This window comes from Pseudoalteromonas sp. FUC4, assembly GCF_008370255.1.
Lineage (GTDB): Bacteria > Pseudomonadota > Gammaproteobacteria > Enterobacterales > Alteromonadaceae > Pseudoalteromonas.
Genome location: NZ_SEUI01000006.1, coordinates 58,140 through 73,258, shown reverse-complemented (window position 1 = coordinate 73,258; position 15,119 = coordinate 58,140). Strand labels below are relative to the sequence as shown.

Sequence of the window (15,119 nt, the reverse complement as noted above, 5' to 3'; positions counted from 1 at the left end):
CACGGGAATAATAAAAATGTTTAAAACAAAAATAACACCACTCGCACTTATTATAGCAAGTCTTAGTGCACCAGCATCCGCTGATCTAATCATTTCAGAATATATAGAGGGAAGCAGTAATAATAAAGCAATCGAGCTTTATAATAATGCTGATACGGAGCTTTCTCTTGAAGGGTATACACTTAGCTTGTATTCAAATGGTAAAAGCGAAGTTGGCAATTCTGTGGACCTTACAGGAACACTTGCTGCAAATTCTACTATTGTAATTGTCAATCCGAGCTCATCTGATGAATTAAAAGCCAAAGCCGATTTGGAAAACAGCGTTACTGGATTTAATGGTGACGATACTCTAATTCTAACTAAAAACGGCAATATCGTAGATAGCTTTGGTCAATACGAAGTACAAGAAACATGGGAAGGAGGCGGTGTTTCCGCAAAAAACCAAACTCTTCGCCGTAAAGATGCTATTACCAGTGGTCGTACAGATGCAACCGCAACTTTTGATCCAAGTGTAGAGTGGGATAGCTTTGAAATTGATGTATTCGATGGCTTAGGCTCACATGCAGGTAATGGTGGAACAACACCTGAACCAATTCCAGAGCCAGAACCACTTGAACCACTAGTTTGTGGTGCAGAAAAAACACTAATAAATGCTATTCAAGGTGACGGCTCTGCTAGCCCACTTGTAGGTACATTAGTAGAACTTGAAGGTGTTGTAAGCTCCGATTTTCAAGGTGATGATCAACTAAAAGGTTTTTTTGTTAGCTCACTTGCTGCCGATATAGATGCCAACCCACTAACCTCTGAAGGTGTATTTGTTTATTTTGCAGATACTGATGTAAATGTTGGTGACCATGTGCGCGTACAAGGTACTGTTGAAGAGTATTTTGATGCAACACAAATTGGCAGCGTAAGCCAAGTAGTAGTTTGTAATACAGGTTTAGCTGTAGCAGCTACAAAAATCACTTTACCTTTAGCTGATGCAACTGATTTAGAAGCTTTTGAAGGTATGTTAGTTACATTAGAGCAATCATTAGTGGTTGCTAATAACTTTGGTCTTGGTAGATATGGTGAAGTTGAATTAGCTACAGAGCGCTTATATCAAGGGACTCAAATTGCATTACCTGGAGATGCAGCTAATGCAGTTGAAACAGAAAATCTACTTAAAAAGATTTTACTAGATGATGGCTCTACAGTACAAAACTTAGACCCGACAGCTTACCCAGCTCCAGGCTTATCTGCAGAAAATACATTACGCACTGGCGATACAGTAAATACTGTTACAGGGGCACTTGCTTATAGCTTTGGTCTTTACCGAATTCACCCAACTTTAGCGCCTCAGTTTATTGCGACAAATGCACGTGAAGATGCGCCAGAGCTTAATGCTGAAGCAGATTTACGTGTGGCTAGCTTTAACGTGCTTAATTACTTTAATGGTGATGGCCAAGGTGAAGGGTTTCCTACAGCGCGTGGTGCAGACTCTGAAGCTGAATTTATTCGTCAAGAAGCTAAAATTGTAAGTGCAATTAGCGCTATCCAGGCCGATGTTGTTGGTTTAATGGAAATCGAAAATGATGGCTTTGGTGAATTTAGTGCAATTGCAAGCTTAGTAAATGCATTAAACGAAGCTGATTCAGCTAACCAATATGCATTTGTTGACTTTAACGTAGATCAAATTGGTACAGATGCAATTACTACCGCACTTATCTATCGTGCTAACAAAGTAGAAGAAGTAGGCACTGCTGCCATTACAACTGAGGCTCCATTTGATTTTAGTAACCGTGCTCCAATTGCACAGAGCTTTAAATCATTAGAAACTGATGAAGTATTTACTGTTGCTGTGTCACACCTTAAATCTAAAAGCTGTGGTAGTGCTTCTGGAAACAATGCAGATTCAGGTGATGGACAAGGCTGTTGGAATGAAATACGCACGCAAGGTGCTAATGCATTCGCAAATTGGCTTGATAGCAAACCAACCGGTGTTGACGATGAAGATACTATTTTAGTCGGCGATATGAATGCTTACGCAATGGAAGATCCAATACGTGCATTTGCAGATAAAGGATATAAAAATGTAGTTGCAGAGCTTGATGGCAATACACTTGGTTACTCTTATAGCTTCTCTGGTCGTGCAGGTAGCCTTGACCATGCTGTAGCAAGTGCATCGTTACTTAGCAAAGTAGTATCGGCTAAAGATTGGCATATTAATGCTGATGAACCAATTTCGCTTGATTACAATGTAGAGTTTAAAAGCGAAGGTCAACAATCTAGCTTGTACTCTGAAAGTGCATACCGTGCATCAGATCACGACCCTGTAATTATTGATATTAAATCTGAGGTAATTTTAACTCCTGAGGAACAAACACCAAGAATTGCTGCTGACCAAGTTTTTTCAATTGATGAAAATAGCGCAATTGACACAATTATCGGCACGCTTGAATTCAGTGATCCGAATGCGGATGTATCGCCAGTGGTTGAATTTATAGTGTCGGGTAGTGAGATAATTACAGTTAATGAACAAGGTCAACTTATTGTAACCGGTGAACTTGATTTTGACGTTGAAAGTACAATTGCACTATCAGTGCAAGCAAAAGATAGCGCCGATAACGTGTCTGATTCGGTAGCAGTTACAATTAACATCACTGAAACGAGCTCTGATGATGACGATTCAGGTTCATTATTATGGTTATCACTTCTTTTAGCACCACTATCAATAGTGCGTAGATTCAAAACGAAATAACCAACTTTAATCTCAACATTTAAAAAGCCGCGCATGCGGCTTTTTTATTTTATACAAATGTAATTCAGACAAGCTTCATTAAACCCCACGTACTATGTTCATACGATCTGTAAATCTTCTAGTAATTAATCAGTAACAACTACATACATTTGAGTGAATTTTACACAAAAAGCCTCAATGTGTTACATGTGATAAGTTTACCTACTGAAAAATATAAACTTTTAAAGGGTCCACTTCTTGCTTTTAGTAATCTAGAAGATACTTACAAAGAAATTAATATTTACCCTGAACGTAAAAATAAGTCGTGTTTTTATAAAGGAATGAGAATGAAACAATTAACCCAAAACCAGCCTAAATGGCAAAAAAAGTCAGCACCACTACTGGGTCTACTTATTATTTTTTCGACTTGGGGCAATAGCAACCAAGCGATTGCTGCAACAGTTGATGTAGCAATCCCAGAAAGTAGCTTATTTGACGTAATTAGCGCTCGCGCTAAAAAGTTAGCAAGTGAAGAATACGTGGCGCCTAAAAACATCGAGCTTGAAGCATTAAATAATATTGATTATCAAGATTACCGTTCAATTCGCTTTAAAAAGGACAAAGCGGTTTGGAAAGATGAAGGTCTTTACGAACTACAGCTATTCCATCCGGGGTTTTTATACAAAACACCTGTCACTATAAATACAGTTGATAGCGATTCAAAACGTAGTCGCTTGCCTTTTAGCACCGATTTTTATCAATACGATAGAACTGCAGCACCACTTCAAGAAGAAATAGCTAAAAGTGTAGCGGGCACTCAATTAGGCCATGCAGGATTTCGTTTACATTACCCGTTAAATACTAATGAATATAAAGATGAAGTAATGGTATTTCAGGGGGCATCGTACTTTAGAGTAGTCGGTCCTAATCAAGTTTATGGTTTGTCTGCCCGTGGTTTAGCAATAGATACTGCTGAAAATTCAGGTGAAGAGTTCCCAGTGTTTAAAGAATTTTGGTTAGTTAAGCCAAAAGCTGAGCAAACAAGTATTACTATTTTTGCATTGCTTGATAGCCCATCTATATCTGGTGCCTATAAGTTTAATGTTGATCCAACAACCAACATGCTTGTTGATGTAGATATGCAGATTTTTGCGCGTAAAGATATTAAAAAGATCGGTGTAGCTCCACTAACAAGTATGTTTTATCACGGCGAAAACAGCACTAAGTTTTTTGATGATTACCGCCCTGAGGTTCATGACTCAGACGGCTTATTAACGCAATCTGCCGATGATAAATGGGTATGGCGCCCACTTAACAACCCTTCTCAGTTAAGTGTTACATCATTTTCATACAATAACCCTAAAGGTTTTGGTTTAGCGCAGCGTGACCGAGACTTTAATAACTATCTAGACACAGAAGCACATTACCACGACCGCCCTAGTCTATGGATTGAACCACAGGGTGAGTGGGGAAATGGTCGTGTAGAGCTTGTAGAAATACCGACTGATACAGAAACCAACGACAATATCGTAAGTTACTGGGTACCAGAAAAACCAATGAAGGCCGGAGATTCATTAAAATTAAGCTACAAAATGACGACCTTTAATTCAGTTTTAACTCAGCACGAGAAAGCACGTGTACTACGTACAAGAATTGGTAGTGCCGCTTTACCAGGTGAAGACAACCCACCACCACCAAGCCATCGCCAATTCACTGTTGATTTTACAGGTTCAGATATTAACCACCTTTCGGAGCAGCTAAAACTAGACGCAGACATTCAACTTACTACAGGCGAAGTAACGGATGTAAACGTGCAAAAGCTACCGGATTCTCGAGGATGGCGTGTCGCCTTTAAAATTGCACCACAGGACGATCAACCCGTTGATATGCGTTTATCGTTAAAACTACATGATAAAGAAATTAGCGAGGTATGGAGTTATGTTTGGTACCCAAATGACATCAAGTAATAAAGGAAAAGGCACACCCATGCCATTCAAAACACTAAGAGTATGGTTGTTTGCCATTGCTGCCTTAGGCACATCGGGGTACGGCATATCTATTATGTTTGAGATCTTGAGCTCAAATGGTATGACTTTGCTTGAATACGCCCTTTTGGTTTTATTCTCTATTACCTTTGCATGGATAGTAACGGCTTTTTGCAGTGGTACAATTGGCTTTGTACTTCAGTTGTTTCGAATTGACCCGCTTACGTTAAAACGTATTAAACCTATTGAGTTTGATAATGCAGCCCTTGCTAAGCAAAAAACGGCTGTAGTTATGCCTATTTATAATGAAGATACTCACCGTGTTATCGCGGGCTTTGAAGTTAGCCTGCAATCGTTAAAAGAAACAGGTCAGCTTGATAATTTTAATTTTTATTTATTAAGTGACACACAAGACTCAGAAATAGCTAAAAATGAGCTAAGTGCTTGGCATGCATTATGTGAACGTCTTGGTGATACTGCTAAACATGTATTTTATCGTCGTCGTGAAGATAACAAACATCGCAAAGTAGGTAACTTAACCGACTTTTGTGAACGCTGGGGTAGCCAGTACGATCATATGATTGTACTTGATGCCGATAGCGTAATGACGGGTAAATGTATGCTTGAGCTCACTACAAGTATGCTTAAGAATCCACAAGCAGGCCTTATTCAAACAATCCCTATTCCTGTGCGCCAAGACACCTTTTTTGGCCGTTTTTTACAGTTTGCCTCTGTACTTTATAGCCCAATGCTTGCTACTGGCTCAGCATTTTGGCAAACAGATAAAGCCAACTACTGGGGTCACAATGCAATTATTCGTGTTGAAGCATTCATTAATTATTGTGGTTTACCAACACTTAAAGGCAACGCACCTTTTGGCGGCGAAATTTTAAGTCATGACTTTGTTGAAGCATCGTTACTTCATAGTGCTGGTTGGGATGTACTACTACTATCTGAAATTGAAGGCAGCTATGAAGAAGTACCAAGTAATATTCTAGATTATGCTGTACGCGACAGACGTTGGGTACAAGGTAATATTCAGCACTTAGGCTTGTTATCGTCGTCAAAGTTAAAGCTAATGAGTAAGCTACACTTTTTATTAGGTGCAACAGCGTATATTTCATCATTAATTTGGCTCTCTATGCTCGCACTTAGCACTATAGATGCTGTTACTCGCGCGCTAAACAGTGATGTTTACTTTAACCGTGTTTATCAATTATTCCCTACATGGCAAATAGCGAAAACGGACCTCATTGATTCACTGCTGTACTTAACTATCGTTATTTTGTTAATGCCTAAATTGATGGGCGTAATTGTTACTCTGATCCATAGAAACAAACGCTTTGGTGGCTCAATTAGACTGATACTGGGTTCAATTATCGAAACCGTATTTGCAATTATTGTTGCTCCATTAATGATGGTATTTCATGCTTACTTTGTACTGTGTGTATTTTTAGGTAAAAAAGTAAAATGGGATGCTCAGCCTCGCGAAGGGCGAATGGTCCCATGGAAAGAAGCATTTGGTTATACATTATTTTCAACTTTAGTGGCCATAGCTTGGGGTAGTGTTGCGTATTACTTTACGCCTGTATTCTTTTGGTGGTTATCGCCTATATTATTAGGCTTAGTACTAGGCGCTCCAATTATTCGTTATACCAGTAGCATTAAACTCGGTGTACAACTAAGAAAAATGGGAATATTTATTTGCCCTAGTGAAGTTGATAACGACTCAACCCTTGAAGCGCTTAAAATACATCTAAAAGAAATTTCGGTACCAAAGGAAGGTACTTACCCGCAAACAATACCGGCACTTCCGCAAGAGCAATTGGTAACAATGCCTATCCAGTCTTTTAAAAAGCCACGCAGGCTAAAGATGAAAGCGCTAAAAGCTAAAGTAATAAAAAAGTTTAATTAGCGCATTATAAAATACAAAAAAAGGAGCGATTAATCGCTCCTTTTTATTATCTAAATTAAAAGTCAGGCGTTGCATTTATCGTCGATGCTTTCCATTTTGTTAGCTAATTTATTACAGTACATTTTAGAAATAGCTGATTGCGTTTCGTCATTAAGTTGCCAGTTATAAAAATGGAACGTTTTACCATTATTTAACTCAACTTTAAAAATGGTGAAAAGAAAAAACGAACTAAATAATACGCAACTAATTTCCTTACTGTTGATATAGCGCTCGGTACATAAACGCGTATAGCAAATACCCGCTTTATAACAATGTAAAAAACGAAGATGAAGAATATTAAGCTAAATGCTAAAATACATTTTGTGAATTGTAGCCACCAGTTTGGTGCCAATTTAATAGATTTCATGATCGTTACGTCTTATATAAATTAATATGCAAACGTCTCTGCTGCGGAGACTCCCTTATCTGACTTTAGAGCTCTAGTCTAAAAGTGCTGGTATTCTACTTTATGCACCTAAAATCATAAAAATAAGCTATTAACTTTCAATAAGTTACACCTCATTCGAAATAACCCCCTTGTAAACCAAACAATTAAGTAATTAGCGTAAATAAATTCCCCTCTAATACCTTTTTGTTAACTAGTAATATAAGACTACTTAATAATAAAAAGCAGTTATATAACTACAAAAAATAAAACCAAATTATAGGCAATAAAAAACCCGCAACATGTGCGGGTTTTTTTAAAGAGTTAAAGAGCTAATTACTTAGCAGCTTTTTTCTCTTTTTCTGCAGCGATTACAGTATCAGCTACGTTTTGTGGACATGCTGCGTAATGTGAGAACTCCATAGAGAACTGACCACGGCCTGATGTCATTGTACGTAGTGAACCGATGTAACCGAACATTTCTGATAACGGAACGTCAGCTTTAATGCGAACGCCAGTTAAACCAGCTTCTTGGTCGCTTAGCATACCACGACGACGGTTAAGGTCACCGATTACGTCACCAACGTGATCTTCTGGAGTGAACACGTCAACTTTCATGATTGGCTCAAGAAGTTGTGCGCCCGCTTTAGGGATCGATTGACGGAAAGCACCTTTAGCAGCGATTTCGAACGCGATTGCTGATGAATCCACTGCGTGGAAGCCACCATCAAAAAGTTCTACTTCAACGTCTAGTACTGGGAAGCCAGCTAGAACACCTTCGCCCATCATTGACTTAAAGCCTTTCTCAACTGCAGGCCAGAATTCTTTAGGTACGTTACCACCAACAACTGATGATTTAAACGTAAAGCCTGAAGCAACTTCGCCTGGCTTGATGCGGTAGTCGATTTTACCGAACTGACCAGAACCACCAGATTGTTTCTTATGCGTGTAGCTATCTTCGATTTCACGAGTGATAGTTTCACGGTAAGCAACCTGTGGTTGACCAACAACAAGGTCAACACCGTAAGTACGCTTAAGGATATCTACTTTGATATCTAAGTGAAGCTCACCCATACCTTTAAGGATAGTTTCGCCTGAATCTTCATCAGTCTCAACTTGGAAAGATGGATCTTCTGCAACCATTTTACCGATAGCAACACCCATTTTCTCATTACCGCCTTTATCTTTAGGCTGTACAGCAATCGAGATTACTGGAGTTGGGAATACCATTGGCTCAAGTGTTACTGGGTGCTTAGGATCACATAAAGTGTGACCAGTTTGCACGTTTTTCATGCCTACGATAGCGATGATGTCACCAGCTTGTGCGCTAGTTAATTCTTTACGCTCATCCGCTTGCATCTCAACCATACGGCCAACACGCTCAGTTTTACCTGTAAACGCATTAAGGATGGTGTCACCCTTGTTAAGTTTACCAGAGTAAATACGTACGAATGTTAATGCACCAAAGCGGTCATCCATGATTTTGAATGCAAGTGCTTTGAAAGGTTCGTCTGCAGATACAATTGCATGCTCGCCGTTTTCGTTACCATCTTCATCCATAAGAGGTTGAGGATCAACTTCTGTAGGTGCTGGTAAGTAATCAACAACAGCATCAAGTACTAGTTGCATACCTTTGTTTTTGAATGCAGAACCACAGAATGTAGGGAAGAAAGCAAGGTCACGAGTACCTTTACGGATACAACGCTTGATATCTTCTAAAGAAGGTACTTCACCTTCCATGTACGCTTCCATTAGGTCATCGTCTTGCTCTACAGCAGTTTCGATAAGCATCTCATGGTATTCATCAGTTTTTTCTACCATGTCTGCAGGAACGTCAGTGATTTCGTAGTTTTCTGGAAGACCAGTTTCGTCCCAGATGTATGCTTTTTTAGTTAGCACGTCTACAACACCAACGAAATCATCTTCAATACCAATTGGTAAAGTCATGATTAGTGGAGTAGCACCAAGTACTTTACGTACTTGCTCAGTTACACGGTAAAAATCAGCACCCATACGGTCTAATTTGTTTACGAAAATAATACGTGCAACTTCTGATTCGTTAGCGTAACGCCAGTTAGTTTCTGATTGTGGCTCAACACCACCAGAACCACAGAATACACCAACACCGCCATCTAATACTTTTAATGAACGGTAAACTTCTACTGTGAAGTCAACGTGTCCAGGAGTATCGATAACGTTAAAACGGTGATCTTTCCAGAAACAGCTTACTGCCGCAGACTGGATAGTAATACCGCGCTCAGCTTCTTGATCCATGAAATCTGTAGTAGATTCACCATCATGAACCTCACCAGTTTTGTGGATAGTACCTGTAAGCTTTAGGATACGCTCAGTAGTTGTGGTTTTACCCGCATCAACGTGCGCGAAAATACCAATGTTTCTGTACTTCGATAAATCTGCCATTAATTTTACTCTTAATAAAGTCGATAAATTATTCGGCGGGAGTATAGCATTACTTAAAGCGAACATCACCATACAAGTCGCTTAAAATGCAATCAATTCAATAATTTTTTTAAAAGGGTCAAGTAAACTCAGTATGAACACTCTGAAATATTATATAACTCATTAAATAACTTAATTTTTATTTTATAGTTCTTAGACTTTAGCCATTACTTTTATAAAGATTAAAACAAAAGTTAATATACCTACAGTAGTACCTAGCCTAATAAAAACGTAATTATTTAAAACCCCGTAAGTAAAATAGCATTTACCTAGCCCGCCCTTAATGCCATCAACTTATTCTTAATTTTTACTCAAACTCAATGGAATAGAAAACATACAATAAAGTTGTATCTTCAGTTATGTGTGATTCTGGCTAAGCAACGCATATGCAGTGCGATCATAACTTGTAAGTTACGGATAAAAAGCATTTTTAAAAGCACTAAAGATTGTTTGTACGTTTAGGGAAGGACCTACTGAGCCTACCTGATTACAAACCTCGTGCAGCGATTAAACATCCCTAAATAGAAAAAATCTTAGTACTGAATACTCAAATAACAATAAGCTTTCAGAATAAGTAAAAACTGACTGCAGTGATTTTTCTACTTATTGTAAGGGGCTTTGATAACCAAGATAAAGTACTTTTAAAGCAATTTAATCTAAGAAAAATGGCTAATAAAATGCCATATCTTGACTAAATTTAATTCAATACATACTATTAATTTGCTCACAAAAAAAACAATTGTAAATGATATTGGATATAATCATCGAGGGAAATAATATGATCAAGTTAATAGCTAAATCTTTAATACTAAGTACGCTGCTGTCAGCCCCGTGTTTTGCTGAAAACGATAATACAACAAATTCTTTAAACAGTAAGAATCAAGCAACTGCTAATTTTGCAGTTGACTACTCTCAATACAATACTGTTTTAGAAGCCTCTGTTCTTGAATTAGCTCGTTCAGATAGATCGTACATTTCCTATGATGAAAATGAGCAAGGTCCTAATTTAGGAAGTAACCGAGCAACTGATGCAGAAGCAAACCGCTTTTATTATGAGCAATTCATTGATGATCCAGAATTAACAAAATCAATTGCAGCTATACAAAGTAATCTTCTTAGTTATTTAGCAAATAACCAACTTAATAAATTAAGTAATGAAGAACAAACTGCATTTTGGCTAAATCTACATAATGTAACTGTTATAAACGAATTAGCCCAACGCTACCCAAAAGACACAAATAGTTTATCTTATGACGTGGCTGATAAAAGCAGCTTCTTTTACAAAAAGCTATTCACATATAACGGGCAAGCACTTAGTTTAGATGACATTGAATACAAAATATTAATGCCATTAAATAAAAACAACCCTCTCGTTATGTACGGCTTATATAAAGGTTATATCGGTTCACCAAATATTAGAACTCAGGCATACACCGCTAATAACTTAATGCCTTCATTAATTGATAACGCGCAAGAATTTATTAATTCAAATAGAGGCACTAATTACAGCAGTAACCTACTTAATGTATCGACCATGTATAAAGATAAAAAAGCATATTTTAATGACTTTAATAATGATTTACTTGCTCACTTAAATTTGTATGCAGATAACGACTTACTGAGTAAATTAAAAAATAAAAAAACAGCTCTTTTTACTATCGATAATTATGACATTACTGATGTAACAGGTCCTAAGCAGCGAGAGTCTTACGATATTATTATTAGTAAGTGGGACAGAGCATTGCAAACTCCTCTGCATAGCTTTCCACGCTTAAACAATCTTAATATTCCAGCTAAGCGAATCGTTATTCTTAGAGAGTTACAAAGAAAAAATGATTTGTTAAAAACAAACGTAAGTGGTGAAAACGCCTACTACGTAAGCAACTAATAGCATAAACTTAATATAAAAAATGCGCATTTAATGCGCATTTTTTATATTTATCCATCCTTATTTTATCCCACTTACTTCTTACGTCCTTAAATATAGTCAACCTTGTCGATAATTAAATTAAGTACATCCCGCTAAAATAATTGCTTTGAGATACAACAAATACAACTTATAAAAACCCCGCAACAATGCGGGCTGAATTAATAACGACATTAATGCCAACCTGCATAAATCTTTGAGCAATTTAACGAATTAAATTGCACTATAACGTCGTTAAAATTTTTTATTTAGAACAACTAGATACAAAAACTTTTGCCTAGTTCTAGCGTAATTTTATTAACGTTAAATAGACCCCATATATAAGAAGATTGGTATAAGCTATTATTAAAATGTCATTTCGGGTGTATTTTTAGGGATAATTAAACGCCCCTGTGTTTTAGCTTGAATTTCTTCTACACTCACTCCAGGGGCACGCTCTAATAAATGAAATGCATCATCTTTAATTTCCAGTAAGGCCAAGTCGGTAATTACTTTATTAATACACCCCACACCGGTAAGCGGTAAGCTGCATTCACTAAGTAATTTTGACTCACCATGCTTGCTAGCGTGGGTCATGGTGCAAATAATGTTTTTTGCACCGGCCACTAAATCCATCGCACCGCCCATACCTTTTATTAACTTGTTCGGGATCATCCAGCTAGCAATATTGCCATTTTGGTCAATTTCAAAAGCGCCCAATACAGTTAAATCAACATGACCACCGCGGATCATCGCAAAGCTTTCGGCTGAATTAAAAATGGCTGCGCCAGTGGCGGCAGTAACGGTTTCTTTACCGGCGTTTATCATATCAGCATCGAGCGCATCGGCAGTAGGATACTGGCCCATACCCAGCAGGCCATTTTCTGATTGCAGCATTACTGCAATATTATCGGAGACATAGTTAGCTACTAAGGTAGGGATCCCAATACCTAAATTAACGTAATAGCCATCTTGTAATTCCATCGCGACTCGCTTGGCGATTTGTTCACGTGTTAATGCCATTTGTTTGCTCCTTATTACCTTGCTGCTTGGGTGGTCTGTTTTTCTATGCGTTTTTCAAACACCCCCTTTATAACCCGATCGATATAAATACCGGGAGTGTGTATTTGGCTTGGCTCTAACTCCCCAGGCTCTACAATTTCTTCTACTTCGAGTACGGTTATTTTACCTGCGGTGGCGGCCATAGGATTAAAGTTCATCGCGGTATGACGATAAATACAATTACCAAAACGATCCGCTTTCCACGCTTTTACAATGGCAAAGTCACCGGTAATACTGTGCTCTAGTAAGTAATCTCGACCATTAATATTACGTGTCTCTTTGCCCTCAGCCACTAGCGTGCCTACTCCAGTGGCGGTATAAAAAGCAGGAATACCCGCGCCACCAGCGCGCATTTTTTCAGCCAGTGTACCTTGTGGAGTAAGCTCTACATCTAGCTCACCACTGAGCAATTGCTGCTCAAATAAGGCATTTTCGCCCACATACGAGGCCACCATTTTGCGTATTTGTTTGTCCTCTAGTAACACGCCTAAACCAAAACCATCTACGCCACAGTTATTAGACACCACAGTTAAATTGCGAATACCTTGGCGTTTAATTTGTCCAATGAGTCCCTCCGGTATACCGCACAAGCCAAAACCACCAGCAATCACTGTCATGCCATCCTCAAGCCCTACCATTGCTTCGCTGTAACTGCTTACTACCTTATCGAATCCTGCCATTGTTAGCTCCTATTGTGCGGTCCAGCCGCCATCTATTGCTATGGCTTGTGCGGTGATGTTTCGCGCTGCATCGGCCATTAAAAAGGTTACCGTATGGTGTATTTCATCTAAACCAATAAAGGCTTTTTTAGGCATGGGTGCTAGCATAATAGTATCGATTACTTGTTGCTCAGATAAGTTATGCTTTTTAGCTTGAGCAGCAATTTGCTGCTCTACTAGCGGAGTTTTCACATACGCGGGGCACACGGTATTAATGGTTATATTGGCATCCCCTGTTTCAAGGGCTATAGCTTTACTAAAGCCAATTAAGCCATGTTTTGCGGCCACATAAGCCGATTTATATTTAGAGGCCACCATGGCATGAATAGAGCCAATATTAATAATTCGGCCAAAATCTTGTTCGCGCATTTTAGGCAATACCGCTTGGGTCATTATTGCGGGCCCAACTAGCATTACTTGCTGCAAAAATTGCCATTTATCAGCCGGAAATTCTTCAAGCTTTGCTACGTGCTGAATGCCGGCATTATTTATAAGCACATCAACCGCTTGCGGTAACTGATCAAAAAAAGCGGTAATTGCCTCGCTGTCGGCCACATTTAATGCATAACCTTGGGCTTTTCCGCCATTAGTAACAATCCCCTCTGCCGCTTCTTTTGCGTTCGCTGCATTTAAGTCGGTTACTATAATATGATGCCCCGCTGCTGCTAATTGCTGTGCTACGTATAAGCCAATACCGCTGGCGGCACCGGTTATTAAAATTGTTTTGCTCATGCAGACCTCCTAGTTGGCTAAAAACTCACTAATTTGCTGCGCTTTAGGCGCAATAGAAAACAGCCCATTTAAATGGCCCCACCCCCCCGCAATTTCAGAGATAGTGACCTCTTTACCTAGTTCATCCATTATTGAGTCCATTTTGCGGACATTCTCGGGGCGTAGTAATAAATCGTTAGTGGCAGGTAGCAATAAGGTTTTTGCCTGCACCTTTTTTAGGGCATCAGTTAAATTGGCTGATCTACCTGCGGTAAATAACTGCGATGCTCGCACTAAATACAAAACATGGTTTGCATCTTGTAGCTTAGCTTTAGCTAATGCTCTAGCCTCTAAAACCTGGTTTACTTTTGGTAGGGTGCGAATATCTTGCAATGCGCCGTCATCTAGCACCTCAAAATTAGGAAAGCTGGCGTTATAAATAAGCGGATGCATAGCATCTTGGGTAATGTTTAGTAGCGTAGCGGTAAGTCCTGCAAGTGGGCGTTCTTTATTATAGTAATTACCTTGCCGCCAGTTTTTATCTAAACGAATTGGCATGGCCCATTTTTCTAGTGCCGACACAGTCCATGCATCCATGGTTGCCGCACCAATTACGTGTACTAAGCGCTCTACTTGCTCTGGGTAACGTACTGCCCACTCCAGTGCTTGAAACGATCCCATTGAGGCACCTATTACGGCATGCAGTTTGTTAATACCTAAACTATCGAGTAAGCGTTTCTGTACTTCAACAAAATCAGTAATTGTCACTACCGGAAAGTCTAACCCGTAAGGTTTATTTGTTTTAGGATTTATAGAAGCTGGCCCCGTGGTAATTACATTAGGATCATGCCAGTTTGCATTGACCAAAGTGTCTGAGCTAATTACGAAATATTTATTAGTGTCGATTGCTTTACCTGGGCCGATTAACGCATCCCAATAACCGGCAAGTGCATCATCAGCTTTGTATTTACCTGCGGCGTGTGACGTGCCCGAAAAATAATGAGTAATTAAAATAACGTTATCTTTATTTTTATTTAATTTACCGTAACTTTCCCAGCCTATGTCTACTTTTGGCAAAGTAGTCCCCGACACTGTTGTAAAATCTTCAATGGTAAAATGTTGCTTTTTCACTAATATTGTTTCGCTATAAACGGCGTTACTTAGCAACAATATAAATAGAGACAATATAATTTTAATTTTAATTTTAATTTTCATGAT

The 15,119-nt window shown here is 38.8% G+C and carries 9 protein-coding genes; 4 read left to right on the top strand and 5 right to left on the bottom strand.

What is annotated here, in order from left to right:
• Nucleotides 1-16 precede the first annotated feature (16 nt).
• The 3 genes from EU510_RS16515 (at nt 17) to mdoH (ending at nt 6,619) form a co-directional block, all read left to right on the top strand.
• Nucleotides 17-2,740 (top strand): ExeM/NucH family extracellular endonuclease, encoded by a 2,724-nt coding sequence (locus EU510_RS16515; RefSeq protein WP_149594395.1) that lies wholly within the window; start codon nt 17-19, stop codon nt 2,738-2,740.
• A gap of 326 nt (nt 2,741-3,066) precedes the next feature.
• A complete protein-coding gene (locus tag EU510_RS16510) occupies nt 3,067-4,686 on the top strand; it encodes a glucan biosynthesis protein (RefSeq protein WP_149594394.1) in 1,620 nt (539 codons plus the stop codon).
• The gene (gene mdoH / locus EU510_RS16505; RefSeq protein WP_149594393.1) at nt 4,658-6,619 is read left to right on the top strand and encodes a glucans biosynthesis glucosyltransferase MdoH; all 1,962 of its coding nucleotides are present in this window, start codon (nt 4,658-4,660) and stop codon (nt 6,617-6,619) included. Before EU510_RS16510 ends, mdoH begins: the two co-directional genes overlap by 29 nt.
• Before the next feature lie 760 nt (nt 6,620-7,379).
• Here mdoH and fusA read toward each other — a convergent pair.
• Nucleotides 7,380-9,464, bottom strand: a complete 2,085-nt coding sequence (gene fusA / locus EU510_RS16500; protein WP_149594392.1) for an elongation factor G — start codon at nt 9,462-9,464, stop codon at nt 7,380-7,382.
• 817 nt (nt 9,465-10,281) lie between these two features.
• Here fusA and EU510_RS16495 point away from each other — a divergent pair.
• Nucleotides 10,282-11,391, top strand: coding sequence for a DUF547 domain-containing protein (locus tag EU510_RS16495; protein ID WP_188085435.1), 1,110 nt, complete (start codon nt 10,282-10,284; stop codon nt 11,389-11,391).
• A gap of 384 nt (nt 11,392-11,775) precedes the next feature.
• On the opposite strand, the gene EU510_RS16490 is transcribed toward EU510_RS16495, so the two are convergent.
• The 4 genes from EU510_RS16490 to EU510_RS16475 are packed head-to-tail and all read right to left on the bottom strand — an operon-like array spanning nt 11,776 to nt 15,116.
• The gene (locus EU510_RS16490; protein ID WP_149594390.1) at nt 11,776-12,432 is read right to left on the bottom strand and encodes a 3-oxoacid CoA-transferase subunit B; all 657 of its coding nucleotides are present in this window, start codon (nt 12,430-12,432) and stop codon (nt 11,776-11,778) included.
• A gap of 14 nt (nt 12,433-12,446) precedes the next feature.
• Nucleotides 12,447-13,151: a CoA transferase subunit A gene (locus EU510_RS16485; RefSeq protein ID WP_149594389.1), complete on the bottom strand. Its 705-nt coding sequence runs from the start codon at nt 13,149-13,151 to the stop codon at nt 12,447-12,449.
• A 9-nt stretch (nt 13,152-13,160) separates the two neighbouring features.
• Nucleotides 13,161-13,922, bottom strand: a complete 762-nt coding sequence (locus EU510_RS16480) for a 3-hydroxybutyrate dehydrogenase (protein ID WP_149594388.1) — start codon at nt 13,920-13,922, stop codon at nt 13,161-13,163.
• Nucleotides 13,923-13,931: 9 nt separating this feature from the next.
• On the bottom strand, nt 13,932-15,116 hold the full coding sequence (locus EU510_RS16475) for a homoserine O-acetyltransferase family protein (RefSeq protein ID WP_149594387.1): 1,185 nt from the start codon (nt 15,114-15,116) through the stop codon (nt 13,932-13,934).
• Between the last annotated feature and the right edge of the window lie 3 nt (nt 15,117-15,119).

Coding starts and splice junctions, on each gene's coding strand:
- EU510_RS16485 (WP_149594389.1), bottom strand. CDS start 13,151: ATGGCAGGATTCGATAAGGTAGTAAGCAGTTACAGCGAAGCAATGGTA.
- EU510_RS16475 (WP_149594387.1), bottom strand. CDS start 15,116: ATGAAAATTAAAATTAAAATTAAAATTATATTGTCTCTATTTATATTG.
- mdoH (WP_149594393.1), top strand. CDS start 4,658: ATGTTTGGTACCCAAATGACATCAAGTAATAAAGGAAAAGGCACACCC.
- EU510_RS16515 (WP_149594395.1), top strand. CDS start 17: ATGTTTAAAACAAAAATAACACCACTCGCACTTATTATAGCAAGTCTT.
- EU510_RS16480 (WP_149594388.1), bottom strand. CDS start 13,922: ATGAGCAAAACAATTTTAATAACCGGTGCCGCCAGCGGTATTGGCTTA.
- EU510_RS16510 (WP_149594394.1), top strand. CDS start 3,067: ATGAAACAATTAACCCAAAACCAGCCTAAATGGCAAAAAAAGTCAGCA.
- fusA (WP_149594392.1), bottom strand. CDS start 9,464: ATGGCAGATTTATCGAAGTACAGAAACATTGGTATTTTCGCGCACGTT.
- EU510_RS16495 (WP_188085435.1), top strand. CDS start 10,282: ATGATCAAGTTAATAGCTAAATCTTTAATACTAAGTACGCTGCTGTCA.
- EU510_RS16490 (WP_149594390.1), bottom strand. CDS start 12,432: ATGGCATTAACACGTGAACAAATCGCCAAGCGAGTCGCGATGGAATTA.